Annotated in this window: 16 protein-coding genes, 1 tRNA gene, 1 other RNA gene and 1 pseudogene; 11 read left to right on the top strand and 8 right to left on the bottom strand. The window is 69.6% G+C overall.

From position 1 onward, the window contains the following. The first annotated feature begins 4 nt into the window (after positions 1-4). Both AC2IPW_RS14810 and AC2IPW_RS14805 read left to right on the top strand, forming a co-directional pair. On the top strand, positions 5-469 hold the full coding sequence (locus AC2IPW_RS14810) for a peroxiredoxin (protein ID WP_416061282.1): 465 nt from the start codon (positions 5-7) through the stop codon (positions 467-469). Positions 470-503: 34 nt separating this feature from the next. Next, positions 504-578: transfer RNA gene (locus AC2IPW_RS14805), tRNA-Val, on the top strand. 59 nt (positions 579-637) lie between these two features. Here AC2IPW_RS14805 and AC2IPW_RS14800 read toward each other — a convergent pair. After that, positions 638-911, bottom strand: a pseudogene (locus AC2IPW_RS14800) (tyrosine-type recombinase/integrase); the annotation flags it as partial. Positions 912-1485: 574 nt separating this feature from the next. Here AC2IPW_RS14800 and AC2IPW_RS14795 point away from each other — a divergent pair. After that, positions 1486-2196 (top strand): hypothetical protein, encoded by a 711-nt coding sequence (locus AC2IPW_RS14795; protein WP_486375113.1) that lies wholly within the window; start codon positions 1486-1488, stop codon positions 2194-2196. A gap of 18 nt (positions 2197-2214) precedes the next feature. On the opposite strand, the gene AC2IPW_RS14790 is transcribed toward AC2IPW_RS14795, so the two are convergent. After that, positions 2215-2454 (bottom strand): hypothetical protein, encoded by a 240-nt coding sequence (locus AC2IPW_RS14790; RefSeq protein ID WP_486375112.1) that lies wholly within the window; start codon positions 2452-2454, stop codon positions 2215-2217. A gap of 340 nt (positions 2455-2794) precedes the next feature. On the opposite strand from AC2IPW_RS14790, the gene AC2IPW_RS14785 reads away from it, so the two are divergent. From AC2IPW_RS14785 to AC2IPW_RS14770, 4 genes are all read left to right on the top strand, one after another. Continuing rightward, positions 2795-4504: a SulP family inorganic anion transporter gene (locus AC2IPW_RS14785; RefSeq protein ID WP_486375111.1), complete on the top strand. Its 1710-nt coding sequence runs from the start codon at positions 2795-2797 to the stop codon at positions 4502-4504. A gap of 142 nt (positions 4505-4646) precedes the next feature. Beyond that, positions 4647-5069: a cupin domain-containing protein gene (locus AC2IPW_RS14780; RefSeq protein WP_450120285.1), complete on the top strand. Its 423-nt coding sequence runs from the start codon at positions 4647-4649 to the stop codon at positions 5067-5069. Positions 5070-5405: 336 nt separating this feature from the next. Further along, on the top strand, positions 5406-6626 hold the full coding sequence (locus tag AC2IPW_RS14775; protein ID WP_450120286.1) for a lipase family protein: 1221 nt from the start codon (positions 5406-5408) through the stop codon (positions 6624-6626). Positions 6627-6686: 60 nt separating this feature from the next. Beyond that, a complete protein-coding gene (locus AC2IPW_RS14770) occupies positions 6687-8525 on the top strand; it encodes an AMP-dependent synthetase/ligase (RefSeq protein ID WP_486375110.1) in 1839 nt (612 codons plus the stop codon). 263 nt (positions 8526-8788) lie between these two features. Here the strand turns inward: AC2IPW_RS14770 and AC2IPW_RS14765 are convergent, their stop codons facing one another. Genes AC2IPW_RS14765 through AC2IPW_RS14745 form a run of 5 tightly spaced genes read right to left on the bottom strand, consistent with a single transcriptional unit; the run spans position 8789 to position 11394 of the window. Then, the gene (locus tag AC2IPW_RS14765; protein ID WP_193788839.1) at positions 8789-8929 is read right to left on the bottom strand and encodes a hypothetical protein; all 141 of its coding nucleotides are present in this window, start codon (positions 8927-8929) and stop codon (positions 8789-8791) included. Between the two features lie 55 nt (positions 8930-8984). Then, positions 8985-9344 carry a DUF5655 domain-containing protein gene (locus AC2IPW_RS14760; protein ID WP_450120288.1) on the bottom strand — a complete coding sequence of 120 codons (360 nt, stop codon included), beginning with the start codon at positions 9342-9344 and terminating at the stop codon, positions 8985-8987. Between the two features lie 23 nt (positions 9345-9367). Further along, positions 9368-10207: an SURF1 family cytochrome oxidase biogenesis protein gene (locus AC2IPW_RS14755; protein WP_010594298.1), complete on the bottom strand. Its 840-nt coding sequence runs from the start codon at positions 10205-10207 to the stop codon at positions 9368-9370. Between the two features lie 28 nt (positions 10208-10235). Continuing rightward, positions 10236-10703 carry a low molecular weight protein-tyrosine-phosphatase gene (locus AC2IPW_RS14750; RefSeq protein WP_054374777.1) on the bottom strand — a complete coding sequence of 156 codons (468 nt, stop codon included), beginning with the start codon at positions 10701-10703 and terminating at the stop codon, positions 10236-10238. Continuing rightward, positions 10693-11394 carry an HAD hydrolase-like protein gene (locus AC2IPW_RS14745; protein WP_486375109.1) on the bottom strand — a complete coding sequence of 234 codons (702 nt, stop codon included), beginning with the start codon at positions 11392-11394 and terminating at the stop codon, positions 10693-10695. Before AC2IPW_RS14745 ends, AC2IPW_RS14750 begins: the two co-directional genes overlap by 11 nt. A gap of 77 nt (positions 11395-11471) precedes the next feature. Between AC2IPW_RS14745 and AC2IPW_RS14740 the strand changes: the two genes are divergently transcribed. From AC2IPW_RS14740 to AC2IPW_RS14730, 3 genes are all read left to right on the top strand, one after another. Then, positions 11472-12605, top strand: coding sequence for a Nif3-like dinuclear metal center hexameric protein (locus tag AC2IPW_RS14740; protein ID WP_289378863.1), 1134 nt, complete (start codon positions 11472-11474; stop codon positions 12603-12605). An 86-nt stretch (positions 12606-12691) separates the two neighbouring features. Next, a complete protein-coding gene (locus tag AC2IPW_RS14735) occupies positions 12692-13429 on the top strand; it encodes a zinc ribbon domain-containing protein (RefSeq protein ID WP_003937088.1) in 738 nt (245 codons plus the stop codon). Further along, complete coding sequence (locus tag AC2IPW_RS14730; protein ID WP_450120291.1) at positions 13426-14511, top strand: bifunctional RNase H/acid phosphatase; 1086 nt, start codon at positions 13426-13428, stop codon at positions 14509-14511. The genes AC2IPW_RS14735 and AC2IPW_RS14730 overlap by 4 nt, the downstream gene beginning before the upstream one ends. A 65-nt stretch (positions 14512-14576) precedes the next feature. Here the strand turns inward: AC2IPW_RS14730 and AC2IPW_RS14725 are convergent, their stop codons facing one another. Then, positions 14577-15101, bottom strand: a complete 525-nt coding sequence (locus AC2IPW_RS14725; RefSeq protein WP_040782638.1) for a DUF1697 domain-containing protein — start codon at positions 15099-15101, stop codon at positions 14577-14579. Positions 15102-15157: 56 nt separating this feature from the next. On the opposite strand from AC2IPW_RS14725, the gene rnpB reads away from it, so the two are divergent. Further along, positions 15158-15571: RNase P RNA component class A (rnpB, locus tag AC2IPW_RS14720), an RNA gene on the top strand. The last annotated feature ends 81 nt before the right edge of the window (positions 15572-15652 follow it).

Genomic DNA, 15652 nt, shown 5'->3' with positions numbered 1-15652 from the left:
CGCAATGGCGATCGAGGTGGGTGCCCAGGCGCCCGATTTCACACTGAAGGACCAGAACAACCAGGAAGTGACGCTGTCGAGCTTCCGTGGGAAGAAGAACGTGCTGCTCGTGTTCTACCCGCTGGCGTTCACCGGTGTCTGCCAGGGCGAGCTGTGCGCCGTGCGGGACGACCTGCCGACCTACGAGAACGACGACACCGCGATCGTCGCCGTGTCGGTGGGGGCCTCGCCCACGCACAAGATCTGGGCCGCCGAGCAGGGTTACACGTTCCCGCTGCTGTCCGATTTCTGGCCGCACGGTGCCGTCGCCCAGGCCTACGACGTGTTCAACGAGAAGCTCGGTTTCGCCAACCGCGGCACCTTCGTCGTCGACAAGGACGGCATCGTCCGGTTCGCCGAGGAGAATCAGCCCGGCGAACCCCGTGACCAGGGCGCTTGGGTGCGAGCGCTGGCCGCGCTAAAGTCCTGAGACGAGATCCGGCGGCGTGAGCCGCCGGATCTGCGGGCGTGTAGCTCAGTGGTAGAGCTCTGGTTTTACACACCAGCGGTCGGGGGTTCGAAACCCTCCGCGCCCACCAGGAATGTGGCGGTGAGAGGCCTGTTCAGGGCTTTGTGGCCCGCCGGATGATGCCCTCGCTGCCCACATCTTGCCCACACTCGTTACCGCTCGGGCTTCCGGCAGAACGGTAGCTACCGCCTCCAAGTCGTCGAAGAGATCGGCGTAGACGTCGAGCGTCGTCGCCGCGCTCGCGTGTCCGAGCATCCGCTGAACCGCCGTTGACGTTCACGCTCGCCGGCATGGCTCGACTTGCCGCTGTATGCCGGAGGTCGTGAGGCGTGACGCGGGGGACGTCGGCGGCGGCCTTGTCGAACCAGGACGCCTCACTCTGACCGCGGGACGCTCGAGTACCGCCCTTCGCAACCCTCCTCCCTGTGGCCCATCCGCTTGCAGCCTGGACGTTTACAGCGTCGGCGCGACGGCTCCCGGGGGACCACTCGGGATGGCTCTGTAACGGCCGGAGTCACTGGGTGATAGTCCTAGCGAACCACTTGGTCTGCTGCAACACGAGGGCAGGCCTCCACCGAATGGACGAAGGCATGGCCCAGCCGCCCCCATACCCCCATCGCGACCAGCCACCTGCAGGGGCGCAACAGCCGTACGGGTCGGCACCGCAAGGCAATGGATACCTGCAACAGCCTTACGGCTATCCAGGTCAGCCTGGAACTGTGCCAGTCTATGGAGCCGTCCAGGCCCCGCCCCCGCAGCCGAGGAAGCGGAAGAAGCCGAAATGGCCTTGGGCTGTGCTGGCAATCCTTGTGATTTCCATCCTCAGCGTCCAGTCGTGCAGTCGAGGTGACTCCACCCCGAGTCCCAGCCGATCCTCGAACGTGGGTAGCGGCGCGACGACCACACAGCCGGAGGACCCCGTCAAGCTTGATCCGGCCACCTATCAGGAAATCTCGGAGCGGGACTTTGCTCTGCTGGTGAAGGACCCGGATGCTTTTTCGGGACGGAAGATCCTCGTCTACGGCCGGGTGACCCAGTTCGACTCAGCCACCGGTACCGACCGCTTCCGAGCCGACACCGCCGCTGTCCTGCAGGACAGCCCGTACGACTACGACGAGAACACCGCCATCGAGGCCGACGACCCCGCCCTGGTGGCCGACGTGGTCGAGGACGACATCGTCAAGATGTACGTCGAGGTGGACGGGTCGTACTCCTACGACACCCAGATCGGGGGCCGTACCACCGTGCCGAAGTTCACCGTGAACATCATCGAGCTCATGCCGAGCGATCCAGCGTCCACATCGCGCATGACCACCCCCGTTCCCCCCTCGACGGTCAGCGCACCCCGCACGGCGGCACCACTACCGACTGTTGCCGGTACCGACGCGCAGGGTTTCATCGGTGTTCCGGGGGGACGCTGCAACTACACCAACTCGGCGGTGCTCATCGGCCGTACCCCGCAGTCGCTGGTGGTCATTTGCGAGACCGGGGTCGGGCGGCTGTACTACAAGGGTGTACGGCTCAGCGACGGCGCGCCCATCGAGATCGACGATCCGGTCCGCACGGAACTCGGGTACGTCGTGACGAACGAAGGCGTGCAGTACTGGATCGACCGGGACGCGCTCATCATCACTCGAGCAGATACGCGACTGGCCGAGGAGCCGATGCTGCAGTACTGGGCACGCTGAAGGCGACGAACCACCTGCTCAGGTATGGACGACATCTCGCCAGTGCTTGTACACGTTCGTACGTTCGGAACTCGGATTGCCCCGGAAGGCTGACCCCACCTCGCCGGTCGACTGAGACACGACGAGCGCAGCAAGGGAGGGCCCGCCGCGACGGAAGCAGTCTTCGGACAATAGGTCGAGTACGCGCCCCAGCCCGTCGGTGGCGTGCGGCAGTTCGGCAAGACCGATATCGGCGCACCTCGCCATCTTGAGCGTCACACCGTCGACAATCTAACGAGGCAGTCTGCCCGCGCTGGATTGAGGCAAGGGCGTGCCCACATTTTGCCCACACGCGTGCGTCAGTGAGCATGGTGTGATGGGGTATGCGCGAAAATCCCTGTTCAGGGGCTCAGCGACCGGCTGACCTCGGTCACGTCTGGGGTTCGAAACCCTCCGCGCCCACCAGGAATGTGGCGGTGAGAGACATGTTCAGCGGCAGGCCTCGATGGGGCTTCTGCCCGGCAAGCGTCGACGTCCGCTGACGCAGCCGGACTCGTGGGGTCGCGCCCGGGGTCTTCGGACTCTGTCGTGGCTGGGCAGGGTTTGCTGTGCTCGTGTTGTGAAGGTGCCGCTGCTCACGTCGTTCGAGGGCTGTCGGGCAGATCGGATCGGACGGGACCTGCTGGCCGGCCTGACGGTCTGGGCGGTTCTGGTGCCCGAGGCTCTCGCGTACGCCACGATCGCCGGGGTGTCCCCGGTGATCGGCCTGTACGCCGCGCCCGCGGCTCTGCTCCTCTATGCGCTGTTCGGCAGCTCCCGGCAGCTGGTGGTGGGTCCGATGGCGGCCACCGCGGCGCTTTCGGGTGCTGCTGTTGCCGGCATCTCCAGTGACGCCGATGCGGCAACGCTGACGGCCGGTCTGGCGCTGTTGGTCGGGGCGCTCGGGATCCTCGCGGGGCTGGCGCGTCTGGGGTTTCTGGCTTCCTTCATCTCCGAACCGGTGCTGAAGGGGTTCATCGTCGGCTTGGCGCTGACGATCATCGTCGGGCAGCTCCCGAAGCTCTTCGGAGTCCCGAGGGGGGAGGGGGACTTCTTCGAAAAGACCTGGCACCTGGTCACGTCGCTGGGCGGGACGAACGGCTGGACGTTGGCCGTCGGCGCCGGTTCCCTCGCGGTCGTCCTGGTCCTGCACCGGGTGTCGCCCCGGCTGCCCGCCCCGCTGGTCGCGGTCGTCCTGGGCATCGTCGCCGTCTCGGTTTTCGATCTCGACGCCGAGGGAGTGGAGATCGTCGGGCGGATCGAAGGCGGGCTACCTCCGCTCGGGCTCCCCAGCGTCTCTGGATCCGACTACGCCGCGCTGCTCGCGTCGGCGGCAGGGATCCTGCTGGTGGCGTTCGCCGAGGGCATCGGCGCAGCCAAGAACTACGCCGCCCAGGAACACTACGAGATCGATCCGAACCAGGAGCTGCTCGGGGTGGGCGCAGCGAACATCGGCGCAGGACTGTCCTCCGGAATGATCGTCAACGGGTCCCTGTCGAAGACCGCCGTCAACGCCTCGGCCGGGGCGGTGTCGCAGATCTCCGGCATCGTCGTGGCGGCGCTGACGGTGATGACGCTGCTGTTCCTGACCGGTCTGTTCGCGAACCTGCCGGAGGCGACCCTCGCCGCCGTGGTGATCGCGGCCGTCATGAGACTCGTCGATGTCCGGGGGCTGCGCAAGTACGCGCGTCTGGCCACCCCGAGCCTGCGGCGGATCTACGGCGTCACGGCGTATGCGGACTTCCTCGCCGCGGCGAGCGCGATGGTGGGTGTGCTGGTCCTCGACATCCTGCCCGGGCTCTTCCTCGGTGTCGCGGTGTCGGTCCTGCTACTGCTGTTCCGCGCCTCGCGGCCCCATGTCGCCGAGCTGGGCCGCACACCGGACAGCGGCCGCTGGGTCGACCTGCAGCGCCATCCCGACGCGGTCACCGAGCCCGGGATCGTGGTGCTGCGGCCCGAGGCCGGGCTGATTTACGCCAACGCCGACAACGTGGCAGCCGCCGTACGCGGCCACGTCCACGACGACACGCGGGCCGTCGTCCTCGACACCGCCTCCGTGCCGGGAATCGACATCACCGCCGTCGAGATGCTGGACCGGTTGTACGCCGACCTCGAGCACCACCGCATCCGGCTGCTATTCGCCGGCGAGATCGGCCAGGTGCGCGACCTGCTCGACGCGACCGGCATCGCCAGTGTCGTCACAGACGCACACCCGACGGTCGACGCGGCCGTCACCGCGGCCCGTCGCAACCTCGACCACCCGCCGGACACCGACCCGACGTCGGCGTGACCTCCAGGACCGGGGGCGGGACCCGCGGGTCGTCGGAGGACCTTGGCCTCTATGGGGCGCAGTGCCGGGAGACGCAGCATGGCAGTGGCGGACGGGCGAGGCACACGGACTCGGCGCGAGCCACCAGGGGAAGGAGAAGACGATGCCGAAGGTATCGAAAGCCACCGCGTCCCGCATGGTCGTCCCGGGTTACACGGACGAGTACAGCCAGGAAGTCGGGGGCTGGCTGGTCAGCATCGAAAGCGCCTCCGCGGACATGGACTATGCGCCGTTCTTCAAGGGCGGGCCGAACGACCAGTGCCCGGCGAGCCACATGGGCTATGTGCTCAAAGGGAAGTTCGGTGTCCGGCGAGCCGACGGCGTCGAGGAGATCTTCGAGGCCGGGGACGCCTTCGTCCTCGAGCCGGGGCACACGCCCTTCGTGTTCGCCGGAACCGAGTATGTGGCCTTCACTCCCGTCGAGGAGGCGAAGCAGCAAGCTGCGGTGATGATGCCGAACGCGATGAAGTGGGCGGAAGAGAACGGGATCGAACTGAAGCTGCCGGACCAGGAGGCGACTTCCTAGCTCGTACGGGTCGCAGTCGCCGACCTCGGCAGAGTCGAGTGATGCGGACGGTCCTTCCGCGGCAGGAGCAGACATACCCCGACCGCATCCGCTGACAGGGGAAGCTTCTGCCCTTGCACCAGCCGGCTCCCGACGAGCTCGGTGAGTGCCCATCACCCGCCAGTACTCCTCGGCCTACTTCACGGCCGAGCCGTACTCTGCCGGGTTCCACGGGGACCTCCTGGCCGGACTCGAAGACGCGAGGCTCTCGGGCAAGCGTGTTGTTCACGCACCGGGAGTGCAGGTGTCTGGCATAGTCGGTCCCGGTCCGACGTCCGGGTGGTGGTGGGGTATGCCGTGGCTTTCGTGATTCGCCGATCCGTCCGTAGCGCTGTGTTCGCGATCGCGTTCGCACTGGTTGCGACCGTCTCCGGCACCGGCAGTGCAGGCGCCGCACCGCTGCTGCCCGCCCCCGATCCGGACCCGTTCTACGCCGCGCCGGCCGATCTCGCGGCCCGCGCACCGGGCGACGTGCTACGGGTCCGGCAGTTGCCGCCCTCGTACTACTTCCCGGGCAGCACCGTGTGGGAAGTGCTGTTCCGCACCACGGATTCGCAGGATCGACCCGTCGCGGCGAACACGACCTTCGTGCGGCCGGCGCATCACGTGCAGAACGGGCCGCTGCTGTCGTATCAGCACATCATCAACGCGCTCGGGCACAAGTGCAAGATCGTCTCCCAGCTCTACACGAGCCATCCGTTGCATCAGATCCGGGAGGCTGCCGGACTCAATCTTGCGCTGGCGCGCGGGTGGGCGGTGGCGCTGCCCGACCATCTGGGCCCGCGGATGGCCTACGGCGCCGCCAAGCTCGGCGGCCGGGTCACGCTGGACGGAATCCGCGCCGTGCAGCGCGTGCCGGAACTGCAGGTGGCGGACAGCAAGGTCGCGCTGGGCGGCTATTCGGGGGGCGGGATGGCCACCTCGTGGGCCGCGGCGCTGGCCCCGGAATACGCCCCGGAGCTGAACATCGTGGGAGCTGCCGAGGGCGGTGTCCCGATGAACCTGGTGAAGATGGCCGAGAGTCTGGGCACCGCCCCGCATCCGGCGTTCGGCCTCGCGATGGCTGCCGCCCTCGGGCTCGAACGCGAGTATCCCGACCGCATTCACGTCACCCCGCAGCTCAACGCCCAGGGACACTGGCTCAAGCAGCTGATCGCCAACGGCTGCACCAACGAGATCATGTTCTGGGGAGTCGGTCGCAGCGCGGCCGAGATGACCGACAACCGCCGCTTCCTCGACGATCCCGCTGCGCGGACGGTGATGGAGGAGAACAGCCTCGAGCTGTATGCCGGCGTGCCCAAGGCCCCGATCTTCGAATGGCACAGCCCGACCGATGCGCTCATCCCGGTCGACTCCGTGGTCGCCACGATGCGCCGCTACTGCGCGGCCGGGGTGCCGGTGCAGACTCTCCTGACCCCGACGCCGGATCATCTCTCCGCCGCCGCCCTGGGCCTGTTCCCCGCTCTGGACTGGGTCGACGCGCGGTTCCGCGGCGAACCGGCGCCCAGCACCTGTTGACGCCTCTGACCTTTGGGTAACTGCCCACGTCGGCGATCGCTGCGGATCTACACTCGGCGCATGGCTGCGCTGCGGGCGGTGGACGAGACGGTCGACTTCGCGAAGATCGACGATCGGGCCCCGTCGGTGGCCCGGCTGTTCGTCGACCGGGTAGCCGCGACGCCGGAGGCCGAGGCTTTCCGGTATCCCGAGGGGGACGGCTGGGGAAGCACGACCTGGCAGCAGGTCGGCGACCGGGTCACCGCACTCGCCGCCGGCTTGATCACCCTGGGAGTCGAACCCGAGGATCCGGTCGCGATCGCCTCCTCGACCCGGTACGAATGGGTGCTCGCGGATTTCGCGATCATGTGCGCCGGCGCCGCGACCACCACCATCTATCCCACCACCAACGCACCCGACGTCGCCTTCATCGTCGCCAACTCGGGCAGCGCCGTCGTGGTCGCGGAGGACTGGACCCAGGTCGACAAGCTCGTCGCCCACCGCGCCGACCTGCCCGACGTTCGGACTGTCGTGGTCGTCGACGGCGAGGGCGACGGGGACTGGGTCGTCACCCTCGCGGACCTGGAGACTCGGGGCCGTGCACTGCTCGCCGACTCGCCCTCCGTCGTCGCCGACCGGGTGGACGCGATCCGTCCCGAACAGTTGGCGAGCATCATGTACACCTCCGGCACCACAGGGAAGCCGAAGGGCGTGCTGCTGCCGCACTCGGGGTGGACGTACACCGCCGCGGCCGTGGACGCGGTGAACATCCTCGGCCCCGACGACCTGAACTTCCTCTGGTTGCCGCTGTCGCACGCCTTCGGCAAGGTGATGCTGGCGTTGCCGCTGCAGATCGGCTTCACCACGGTGATCGACGGCCGCGTGGAGAAGATCGTCGAGAACCTCGCTGTCGTGCGCCCCACCTTCATGGGCGCCGCCCCGCGCATCTTCGAGAAGGCGCATGCGCGCATCGAGGCGATGGTCGCCGAGGAGGGCGGGGCGAAGAAGAGGATCTTCGACTGGGCCGTCGGCGTCGGGCTGCGTGTCTCGCAGGCCAGGCAGGAGGGCCGCACCCCGTCCGTCCTCGACCGGCTCCGGTACCGGATCGCCGACCGGCTGGTGTTCTCCACCGTGAAGGAGCGTTTCGGCGGTCGCCTGCGGTTCTTCGTCTCGGCGGCAGCGCCGCTCGACCGCGCCGTCGCGCAATGGTTCGATGCTGCCGGCATCATCATCCTCGAGGGGTACGGCCTGACCGAGACGTCCGCCGCGTCGTTCATCAACCGTCCGTACGCGTACCGGCTCGGCACCGTGGGCTGGCCTTTTCCCGGCACGGAGGTGCAGATCGCCGAGGACGGCGAGGTGCTCCTGCGCGGACCCGGTGTGATGGACGGCTATCACGAGCGGCCCGAGGCTACCGCGGAGGCGCTCGAACCGGACGGCTGGTTCCACACCGGCGACATCGGGGATATCGACGCCGACGGATTCCTGCGGATCACCGACCGAAAGAAGGACCTGTTCAAGACCAGCCAGGGCAAGTACGTCGCGCCGTCCGCGATCTCGGCCACCTTCAAGGGCATCTGCCCGTACGCCGGCGAGATCGTCGTGTACGGCGAGAGCCGTCCGTATTGTGTCGCCCTCGTCGGTCTCGATGCCGAGGCGATCACCGATTGGGCGGCCAAGAACGGCATGGCCGGCCGGGAGTTCGGTGACATCGCCCGGGACGAGCGGACACACGCGCTGATCGCCGACTGCATCGACCGGCTCAACGACCGGCTCAACCGCTGGGAGCAGATCAAGAGGTTCGCTGTCCTCGATCGGGAGCTGTCCATCGAGGCGGGAGACCTGACACCGAGCATGAAGCTGCGCCGCAAACTGGTGGTCGACAACTTCGCCGACCGGATCGAGCAGTTGTACGCCTGACGTCCGGGTTCAGGCACCCGATCCGGTACAGACTCGACCGGCATGATCAGGAACTCGACCGCCGGGGCGTCGACGGCGTCCGAGGTTTCTCGACACGGGTCGGCATCCACGCGCCGGCCCGGAATCCGCCCACGTCACGGAGTGTGCGGATTCCGAAGTCGCGGGCGAACCTACCGGGCGCATCGTCACCTGGAATCCGTCGGGAGATATCGGGCTCCAGTCCGTCGAGGCTCGACAAAGCTCCAAGGGAGCGTCGTGCAGGTTCAGGCACCCGGTCCCGCGTCGTCGTCCTCCCCCTCGGCCTGATCCGGCTGGGTCGGGGCGCTCGACCTCAACTGCTCGGGGTCGGCGTCGGGGTCCTGGGAAGCGTCGTACTGCTGTGGGTTTCCGGTGTTCTCGGTCATGACCGACGGATGCCCCGGCCGGGCCGGTCCTGAACCCGGCGCTGAGCGGAATCTGCTACCGGGCACGTTCTCCGGCCGTCTCGTACGCCTCCGCCAGCAGCGCGACGACGCCGTCGTCGAGCTGGTCCGGGGTGGCGATGCTCAAGCGGTGGGTGGTCACCTTCGCGGTGGTCGGGAAGGCCTCCCGCAGCTGGGGGTGGTGGACCCGCCGCGGCAGGTCGACGGCGATCTCCAGCCGCGACGAATAGACGAACGCCGCCGCGAACACCCGGCCGCGTCCCCACCGCACCTCGGCGGGACGGACCTGCTCCTCGACGTCGCCGCCGAGGCCCAGCACGAGTGTGCGGAGCCGGCAGAACATGTCGACGGCAGCGTCGTCCTTGTCGGCCAGGTAGTCGTCGATCGTCGCGTGCATCGCGGGCTCCTCGCCTGGGTGGCTCAACGGGACCGGCCGTAACGGTCGGCGAGCTTGTCTTCGGTGCTGCGCTCCACCGGAGCGGGTGCCGGCTCGGCCTCGGGTGCGGCCGCGGGCGCCGGTTCCTTCCGCTTGCGGCGCTCGCGCAGCTCCGCCCACACGAAGTACCCCAGGCCCAGCGGCGCCATGATCCCGAACGCCACCCACTGCAGCCCGTACGACAGGTAGGGGCCGGCGTCGAGCTGCGGCAGCGGGATCGTGCCCAGCCCCCCGGCCTGGTTCTCGGACAGCTGCAGGTATCCGCCCGTCAGCTCCAGCCCGGTGAACGCCGCGATCTGCGCGGGATCGATCGAGTAGGCCTGGGTGCGGCCGGCGTCGCGGAACGGGGTCCTGCCCTCGGCGGTTCCCTCGGACATCCGCAGGCGCGCATCGACGGTCACCGTGCCGGTGGGCGGCGGGGCGAACGCGGGGATCTCCGTACCCCGTTCCGGACGCACGTATCCGCGGTTCACCAGGACGGTGCGGCCGTCGGCGAGCCGAAACGGTGTGAGCACCTCGTAAGCGGGGGAGGACTCGACGCTGCGCAACCGCACCAGCAGATCCGAGTCCGGGAGGTAGGAGCCGGTCGCGACGACGCGCCGCCACTCGTCCTCCGGAGCCGGCGCGGGGCCGGAGAGCAGCTCCTCGACCGGCACGGGGTCCGTGGCCAGCGAGGCGGTGATCCGGTCGTTGCGCTCCTCGGTGGTGGTGTTCTTGCCGAGCTGCCACGGCGCGAGCACGGTGAAGCACGCGTAGGCGAAGCCGCCCACCACCAGGGCCAGCACCAGCCAGCTCGGGCGGAGCAGGAACGTCAGTCGTCGCACGTAACCACGGTAGCCGGTGACGCGGGCCTCAGTGCCGTCGCACCCAGTCGAGCAGACCCGGGATCGCCGCCTCGATCTGCCGCCGGACCAGTTCGAACTCGTGCCGGTCACCGTAGTACGGATCCGGAACCGACTCGCCTTCCGCGTCCGGGTCGAAGCTGCGCAGCAGCGCCCGGCGCTCGGCGGGCACCCCGAGCTGCGCGAGCATCCGGTCGTGACCGGCGTCCAGGGCGACCACCAGATCGGCGGCGAGCTGCTCGTCCGTCACGCGCCGGGCACAGTGCCCGATCGGGTAGCCGTGCCGCCGCAACAGATCCGTGGTGCGGGGATCCGCGTCCTCGCCGGCATGCCAGTCGCCGGTGCCGGCGCTGGTGACCCGCACCCGGCCGGCGAGACCGGCCCGGCGGAGATGCTCGGCGAAGATCTTCTCCGCCATCGGCGAGCGGCAGATGTTGCCGGTGCACACGAACGTCACGTGCAGGCGCTCAGCGGCCACCGGTCAGCACCCTCGTCAGTTCGCCGACGCTGGACGTGGACCGGTGCGCGTCGGCCGCCTCGTCGGCCGCGCCGTACCCCCACTCGACGAACACCGTCGGGATGCCCCATCGCGCCGCGCCCGTCACGTCGTGCTCGCGGTCACCGACCATGACCACACCTCCGGTGCCGCCGTCCGCGGCGGCGACCGGGTCCACCCCGAGCGAGACGAGACTGTGCGCGATCACGTCCGCCTTCGCCCGCCGGGTCCCGTCGTCGCTCGCGCCGCCGATGAAGTCGAAGTGGCCGGCCAGCTCGAAATGCTCGAGGATGCGGACCGCGAAGTTCTGGTTCTTCGACGTCGCGACGGCGAGCCGGCTGCCGGCGTCGCGCACTCGCTCGAGCATCGTCGCCACCCCGTCGAAGACGGAGTTCTCCGCCCAGCCACGCTCGTCGTAGCGCTCGATGTACGCGGTGAGGGCCTGTTGCACCCGCTGCTCGTCGAGGCCGAGTCCGCGCAGGGTGTCGATCATCGGTGGACCGAGGATGCGTTGCGGCTCGTCGTGCGCCGGTTCCGGAACGCCCACCGTGGCGAGTGCATGCCGGAACCCGTCGATCACGCCCGCCGCCGAGTCCGTGAGGGTGCCGTCGAGGTCGAACAGCACCACGGGTGCCGGCAACAGCAGCGGAGGCAGATCGGCGAGAGTCGTCACGCCCTCATTCTCCCGGCTGCCGGCGAAGCCCGCCGCGTAGGGTCGGGGACAGTTGCCGGGACGACGGAGGAGGAGCGGTGACGGCGGTGACGCTGCGCGAGGTGATCGACGTGCTGGAGACGGCCTACCCGCCGTCGCTGGCAGAGTCGTGGGACTCTGTCGGACTGGTCGCCGGCGATCCCGACGAACCCGTGAACCGGGTGCTGCTCGCGGTCGACGCCACCGCCGCCGTGGTCGACGAGGCCCTCGACTGGGGCGCACAACTGCTCCTCGTGCATCACCCGCTGCTGCTGCGCGGTGTCGACACCGTCGGCGCGCACACCCCGAAAGGCGCCCTGATCCACCGGCTCATCCGGGGTGGCTGCGCGCTGTTCACCGCCCACACCAACGCCGACCGCGCCGATCCGGGCGTGTCCGACGCGCTGGCGCAGGCGCTCGGCCTGACCGGACTCAGGCCGATAGAGCCCAAGCCCGAACCGGCCGTCGACAAGTGGGTGGTCCTCGTGCCCGCCGACTCGGCCGAACAGGTGCGCGCCGCCCTGTTCGACGCCGGTGCGGGCCGGCTCGGCAACTACCGCGAGTGCTGCTGGACGACCTCCGGGACCGGACAGTTCCGTCCCGAGGCCGGAGCGGATCCGGCAATCGGCACCGTCGGCGACCTCGAACGCGTAGCCGAGGACCGCATCGAGGTCGTCGCCCCGCGCGCGGTGCGCGGCCGGGTGCTTGCCGCTCTGCGCGCGGCGCACCCCTACGAGGAACCCGCGTTCGACGTGCTCGAACTGGCCGAGCTGCCCGGCTCGCGGGGCCTGGGCCGCGTCGGCGACCTGCCGGTGCCGCAGACGCTGCGCGAGCTCACCGAACGCGTCGCCGCGGCACTGCCGGCCACCGAGTGGGGGGTGCGCGGTGCCGGCGATCCCGACCGGATCGTCCGCACCGTCGCGGTGTGCGGCGGCTCCGGCGACTCCTTCCTCGGCACCGTCACCCGGCTCGGCGTCGATGCGTACGTCACTGCGGATCTGCGGCACCATCCGGCCGACGAGCACCTGCGTACCGGCGGGCCCGCGCTCGTCGACGTCGCGCACTGGGCCAGCGAGTACCCGTGGTGTGCGCAGGCGAAAGGTGTGCTCGACGCCGCCTTCGCCGACCGCGACGGGTGGGCGGCCCGTGTCAGCGAGCTGCGCACCGATCCCTGGACCACCGCCGCCCGGTAGGTCCGGGTTCCTCGTGACCGCCCGCGCGGTACGGTAGGCAGCTACCACCCCCCACGATCTCGCCGCCGAAAGCAGGAACCCGCCGAGTGAACGTCGAACCCGCCGTGCAGTCCAAGCTCCTGGCCCTCGCCGCTGTGGACACCGAGGTGACCCGCCTGGCGCACCGGCGCCGCACCCTGCCCGAACAGCAGGAGGTCGAACGGCTCGAGGCGGAACGCACCGCGCGGCGGGACGCCGCCGTCGCCGTCGAGATCATCCTCGACGACCTCGACCGCGACATCCGCAAGCTCGAAGGGGAGGTCGAGGCGGTCCGCCAACGGGAAGAGCGCGACCGCAAGCTCCTCGCCGGCGGCAGCGTGGCCGCCAAGCAGCTGTCCGAACTCCAGCACGAACTCACCAGCCTCGAACGGCGGCAGGCGCTGCTCGAGGACGAACTGCTCGAGGTCATGGAACGCCGGGAGGCGTCCAAGGCCGATCACGACCACGCCGGCGCGCGGCTGTCGAGCGTCGATGCGGAACTCGCGGACGCCGTCCGTCTGCGCGACGAAGCGCTCGCCGACATCGAGGTCGCCGAGCACCGGTGCCTGAGCGACCGCGCGGCGCTCGTGGAGGCCTTTCCCGCCGAGCTCGTCGACCAGTACGAGGCGCAGCGGTCGAAGACCGGCATCGGCGCAGCCCTGCTGCAGGCGCGACGGTGCGGCGCGTGCCGTCTCGAACTCGACCGCGGCGAGATCTCTCGCATCGCCGCAGCCCCGCCCGAGGCGCTCGTGCGCTGCCCCGAGTGCAACGCGATCCTGGTGCGCACCAAGGAGTCCGGGATTTGAGCCGGGTCGTTGTCGAGGCCGACGGCGGCTCGCGCGGCAACCCGGGTCCGGCCGGCTACGGTGCGGTGGTCTTCGATGCCGACCACGAGACGGTGCTGGCCGAGCGCAGCGCGAGCATCGGCCGCGCCACCAACAACGTGGCCGAATACCAGGGCCTGATCGCCGGATTGACCGCCGCCGCCGAACTCGGGGCCGACGAGGTCGACGTCCGGATGGATTCCAAGCTGGTCGTCGAGCAGATGTCACGCCGATGGAAGATCAAGCACCCGGACATGATTCCGCTCGCCGCGCGCGCCCGCGAACTGGCCGGGAGATTCTCGCGGATCGAGTTCACCTGGGTGCCGCGCGCGGAGAATGCCTACGCCGACCGGCTCGCCAACGAGGCGATGGACGGTGCTGCCTCGGCCGCGGCGGGTTCCGAACCGCCGTCTTCCGCGTCGGCGAAGGCGCCGGGCTGGACCGGCGCCGTCGGCACGCCCACCCGGATGCTGCTGCTGCGGCACGGACAGACCCCGTTGTCGGTGGAGCGTCGCTACTCCGGGCGTGGCAACCCGCCGCTGACCGAACTCGGCCGCGCGCAGGCGCACGCGGCTGCCCGCCGTATCGGTGAGCGGGGCAACATCGCCGCGGTGGTCTCGTCGCCGCTCGGGCGGGCGCGGGAGACCGCCGATGCCGCCGCGGCGGTACTCGGTCTGCCCGTGACCGTGCACGACGGGCTCCTCGAGACCGACTTCGGCAAGTGGGAGGGACTGACCTTCGGCGAGGCGGCGCAGCGTGACCCCGAGGTGCACCGTCGCTGGCTGGGGGACACGTCGGTGCGTCCGCCGGGCGGGGAGAGCTTCGACGAGGTCCGCGGCCGTCTCACTGCCGTCCGGGACGATCTGGTCGCGGAGTACGGCGGGGCGAACCTGCTCGTGGTCTCCCACGTCACGCCGATCAAGACGCTGCTGCAGATGGCGCTCGACGCCGGGCCGTCGCTTCTGTACCGCCTGCACCTGGACCTCGCGTCGCTGAGCATCGCCGAGTTCTATCCCGACGGTGGCGCGGCCGTGCGCCTGGTCAACGACACCTCGCACCTTTAGGCGACGGACCGATCCCTGCGCGTGCGGACGCCCGAGCCCGGCGCCCGCACGCGTCGTTCCGCCGTTCACACCTGGAGCTTTCGGAGCGTACGCAGGTTCCGCGTCGTGGTCACCGCCTTGTAGCGGGGCTTGCCGAGGTTCCGGCCGAAGGCGCCCCGGACCGTCTGCCCGCGCTCGACGTCCCAGTACAGGACGCCGTCGCCCCGGGCGACGCGCTCGACAGCCGGATCGAGGTCCGCTGTCGTCGCCGCGAGCTCGTCCAGAACCGCGGGTTCGGCGACGAAGACCGCGTATGCGTGCCGGCCGTCGCGCTCCTGGAACGGGTAGGCGTCGACGACAGCCGCGACGGCAGCCTGATCGTGGACGAACACGAACGCCTCGTAACCGAAGCGGGCGCGCAGCGCCGCCTCGATCCGCGCCTTCGATTCGGCGGTGTCGGCCGTGCCGGCGTCGAACACCACATTGCCCGACGCGAGCACGGTGCGGACGTTCCCGAAACCGAGTCCGGTGAACACGTCCTTCAGATCCGCCATCGCGATGGTGATGCCGCCGACGTTGATGCCGCGCAGCAGAGCCACATATCTCGCCATGGCGGTACCGTAGTTCGCATTTGCGACACGTGAGGCAGTACGCTGATCGACGCGGACGAGTTGGCCGGGCGACCGCGGCACAGGGAACCGGCACCGTGGCGGTGCCAGGCCCTGGATCGAGGAAAGTCCGGACTCCACAGAGCAGGGCGGTTGCTAACGGCAACCCGAGGTGACTCGCGGGACAGTGCCACAGAAAACAGACCGCCCACCCCTCGGGGTGGGTAAGGGTGAAACGGTGCGGTAAGAGCGCACCAGCACCCCGGGTGACCGGGGTGGCTCGGTAAACCCCGCCCGGAGCAAGGTTGAAGGCCGCACCGACCCGGTCGGTGCGGCTGCGCAGGTGTCCGAGGGCTGCTCGCCCGAGCCTGCGGGTGAACCGCTCGAGGTACCCGGCGACGGTGTGCCCAGATGGATGGTCGCCACCCCGCCTCGGCGGGGTACAGGATCCGGCTTACAGGCCGGCTCGTCCGCCCACCCGGCTCAGATCGGGGCGACGACCAGCAGGTGCGCCCAGTAGGAGGCGGCCTCGTGCCCCAGGTAGGGGAGCAGGA

The sequence above is a fragment of the Rhodococcus sp. NS-SX18 genome, assembly GCF_057367935.1.
The sequence above is the reverse complement of the archived record's forward strand: the minus strand, read 5'-3'. Positions and strand labels throughout refer to the sequence as shown.

Coding starts and splice junctions, on each gene's coding strand:
- AC2IPW_RS14810 (WP_416061282.1), top strand. CDS start 5: ATGGCGATCGAGGTGGGTGCCCAGGCGCCCGATTTCACACTGAAGGAC.
- AC2IPW_RS14765 (WP_193788839.1), bottom strand. CDS start 8,929: ATGACCGAGAACACCGGAAACCCACAGCAGTACGACGCTTCCCAGGAC.
- AC2IPW_RS14780 (WP_450120285.1), top strand. CDS start 4,647: ATGCCGAAGGTATCGAAAGCCACCGCGTCCCGCATGGTCGTCCCGGGT.
- AC2IPW_RS14760 (WP_450120288.1), bottom strand. CDS start 9,344: ATGCACGCGACGATCGACGACTACCTGGCCGACAAGGACGACGCTGCC.
- AC2IPW_RS14725 (WP_040782638.1), bottom strand. CDS start 15,101: ATGGCGAGATATGTGGCTCTGCTGCGCGGCATCAACGTCGGCGGCATC.
- AC2IPW_RS14770 (WP_486375110.1), top strand. CDS start 6,687: ATGGCTGCGCTGCGGGCGGTGGACGAGACGGTCGACTTCGCGAAGATC.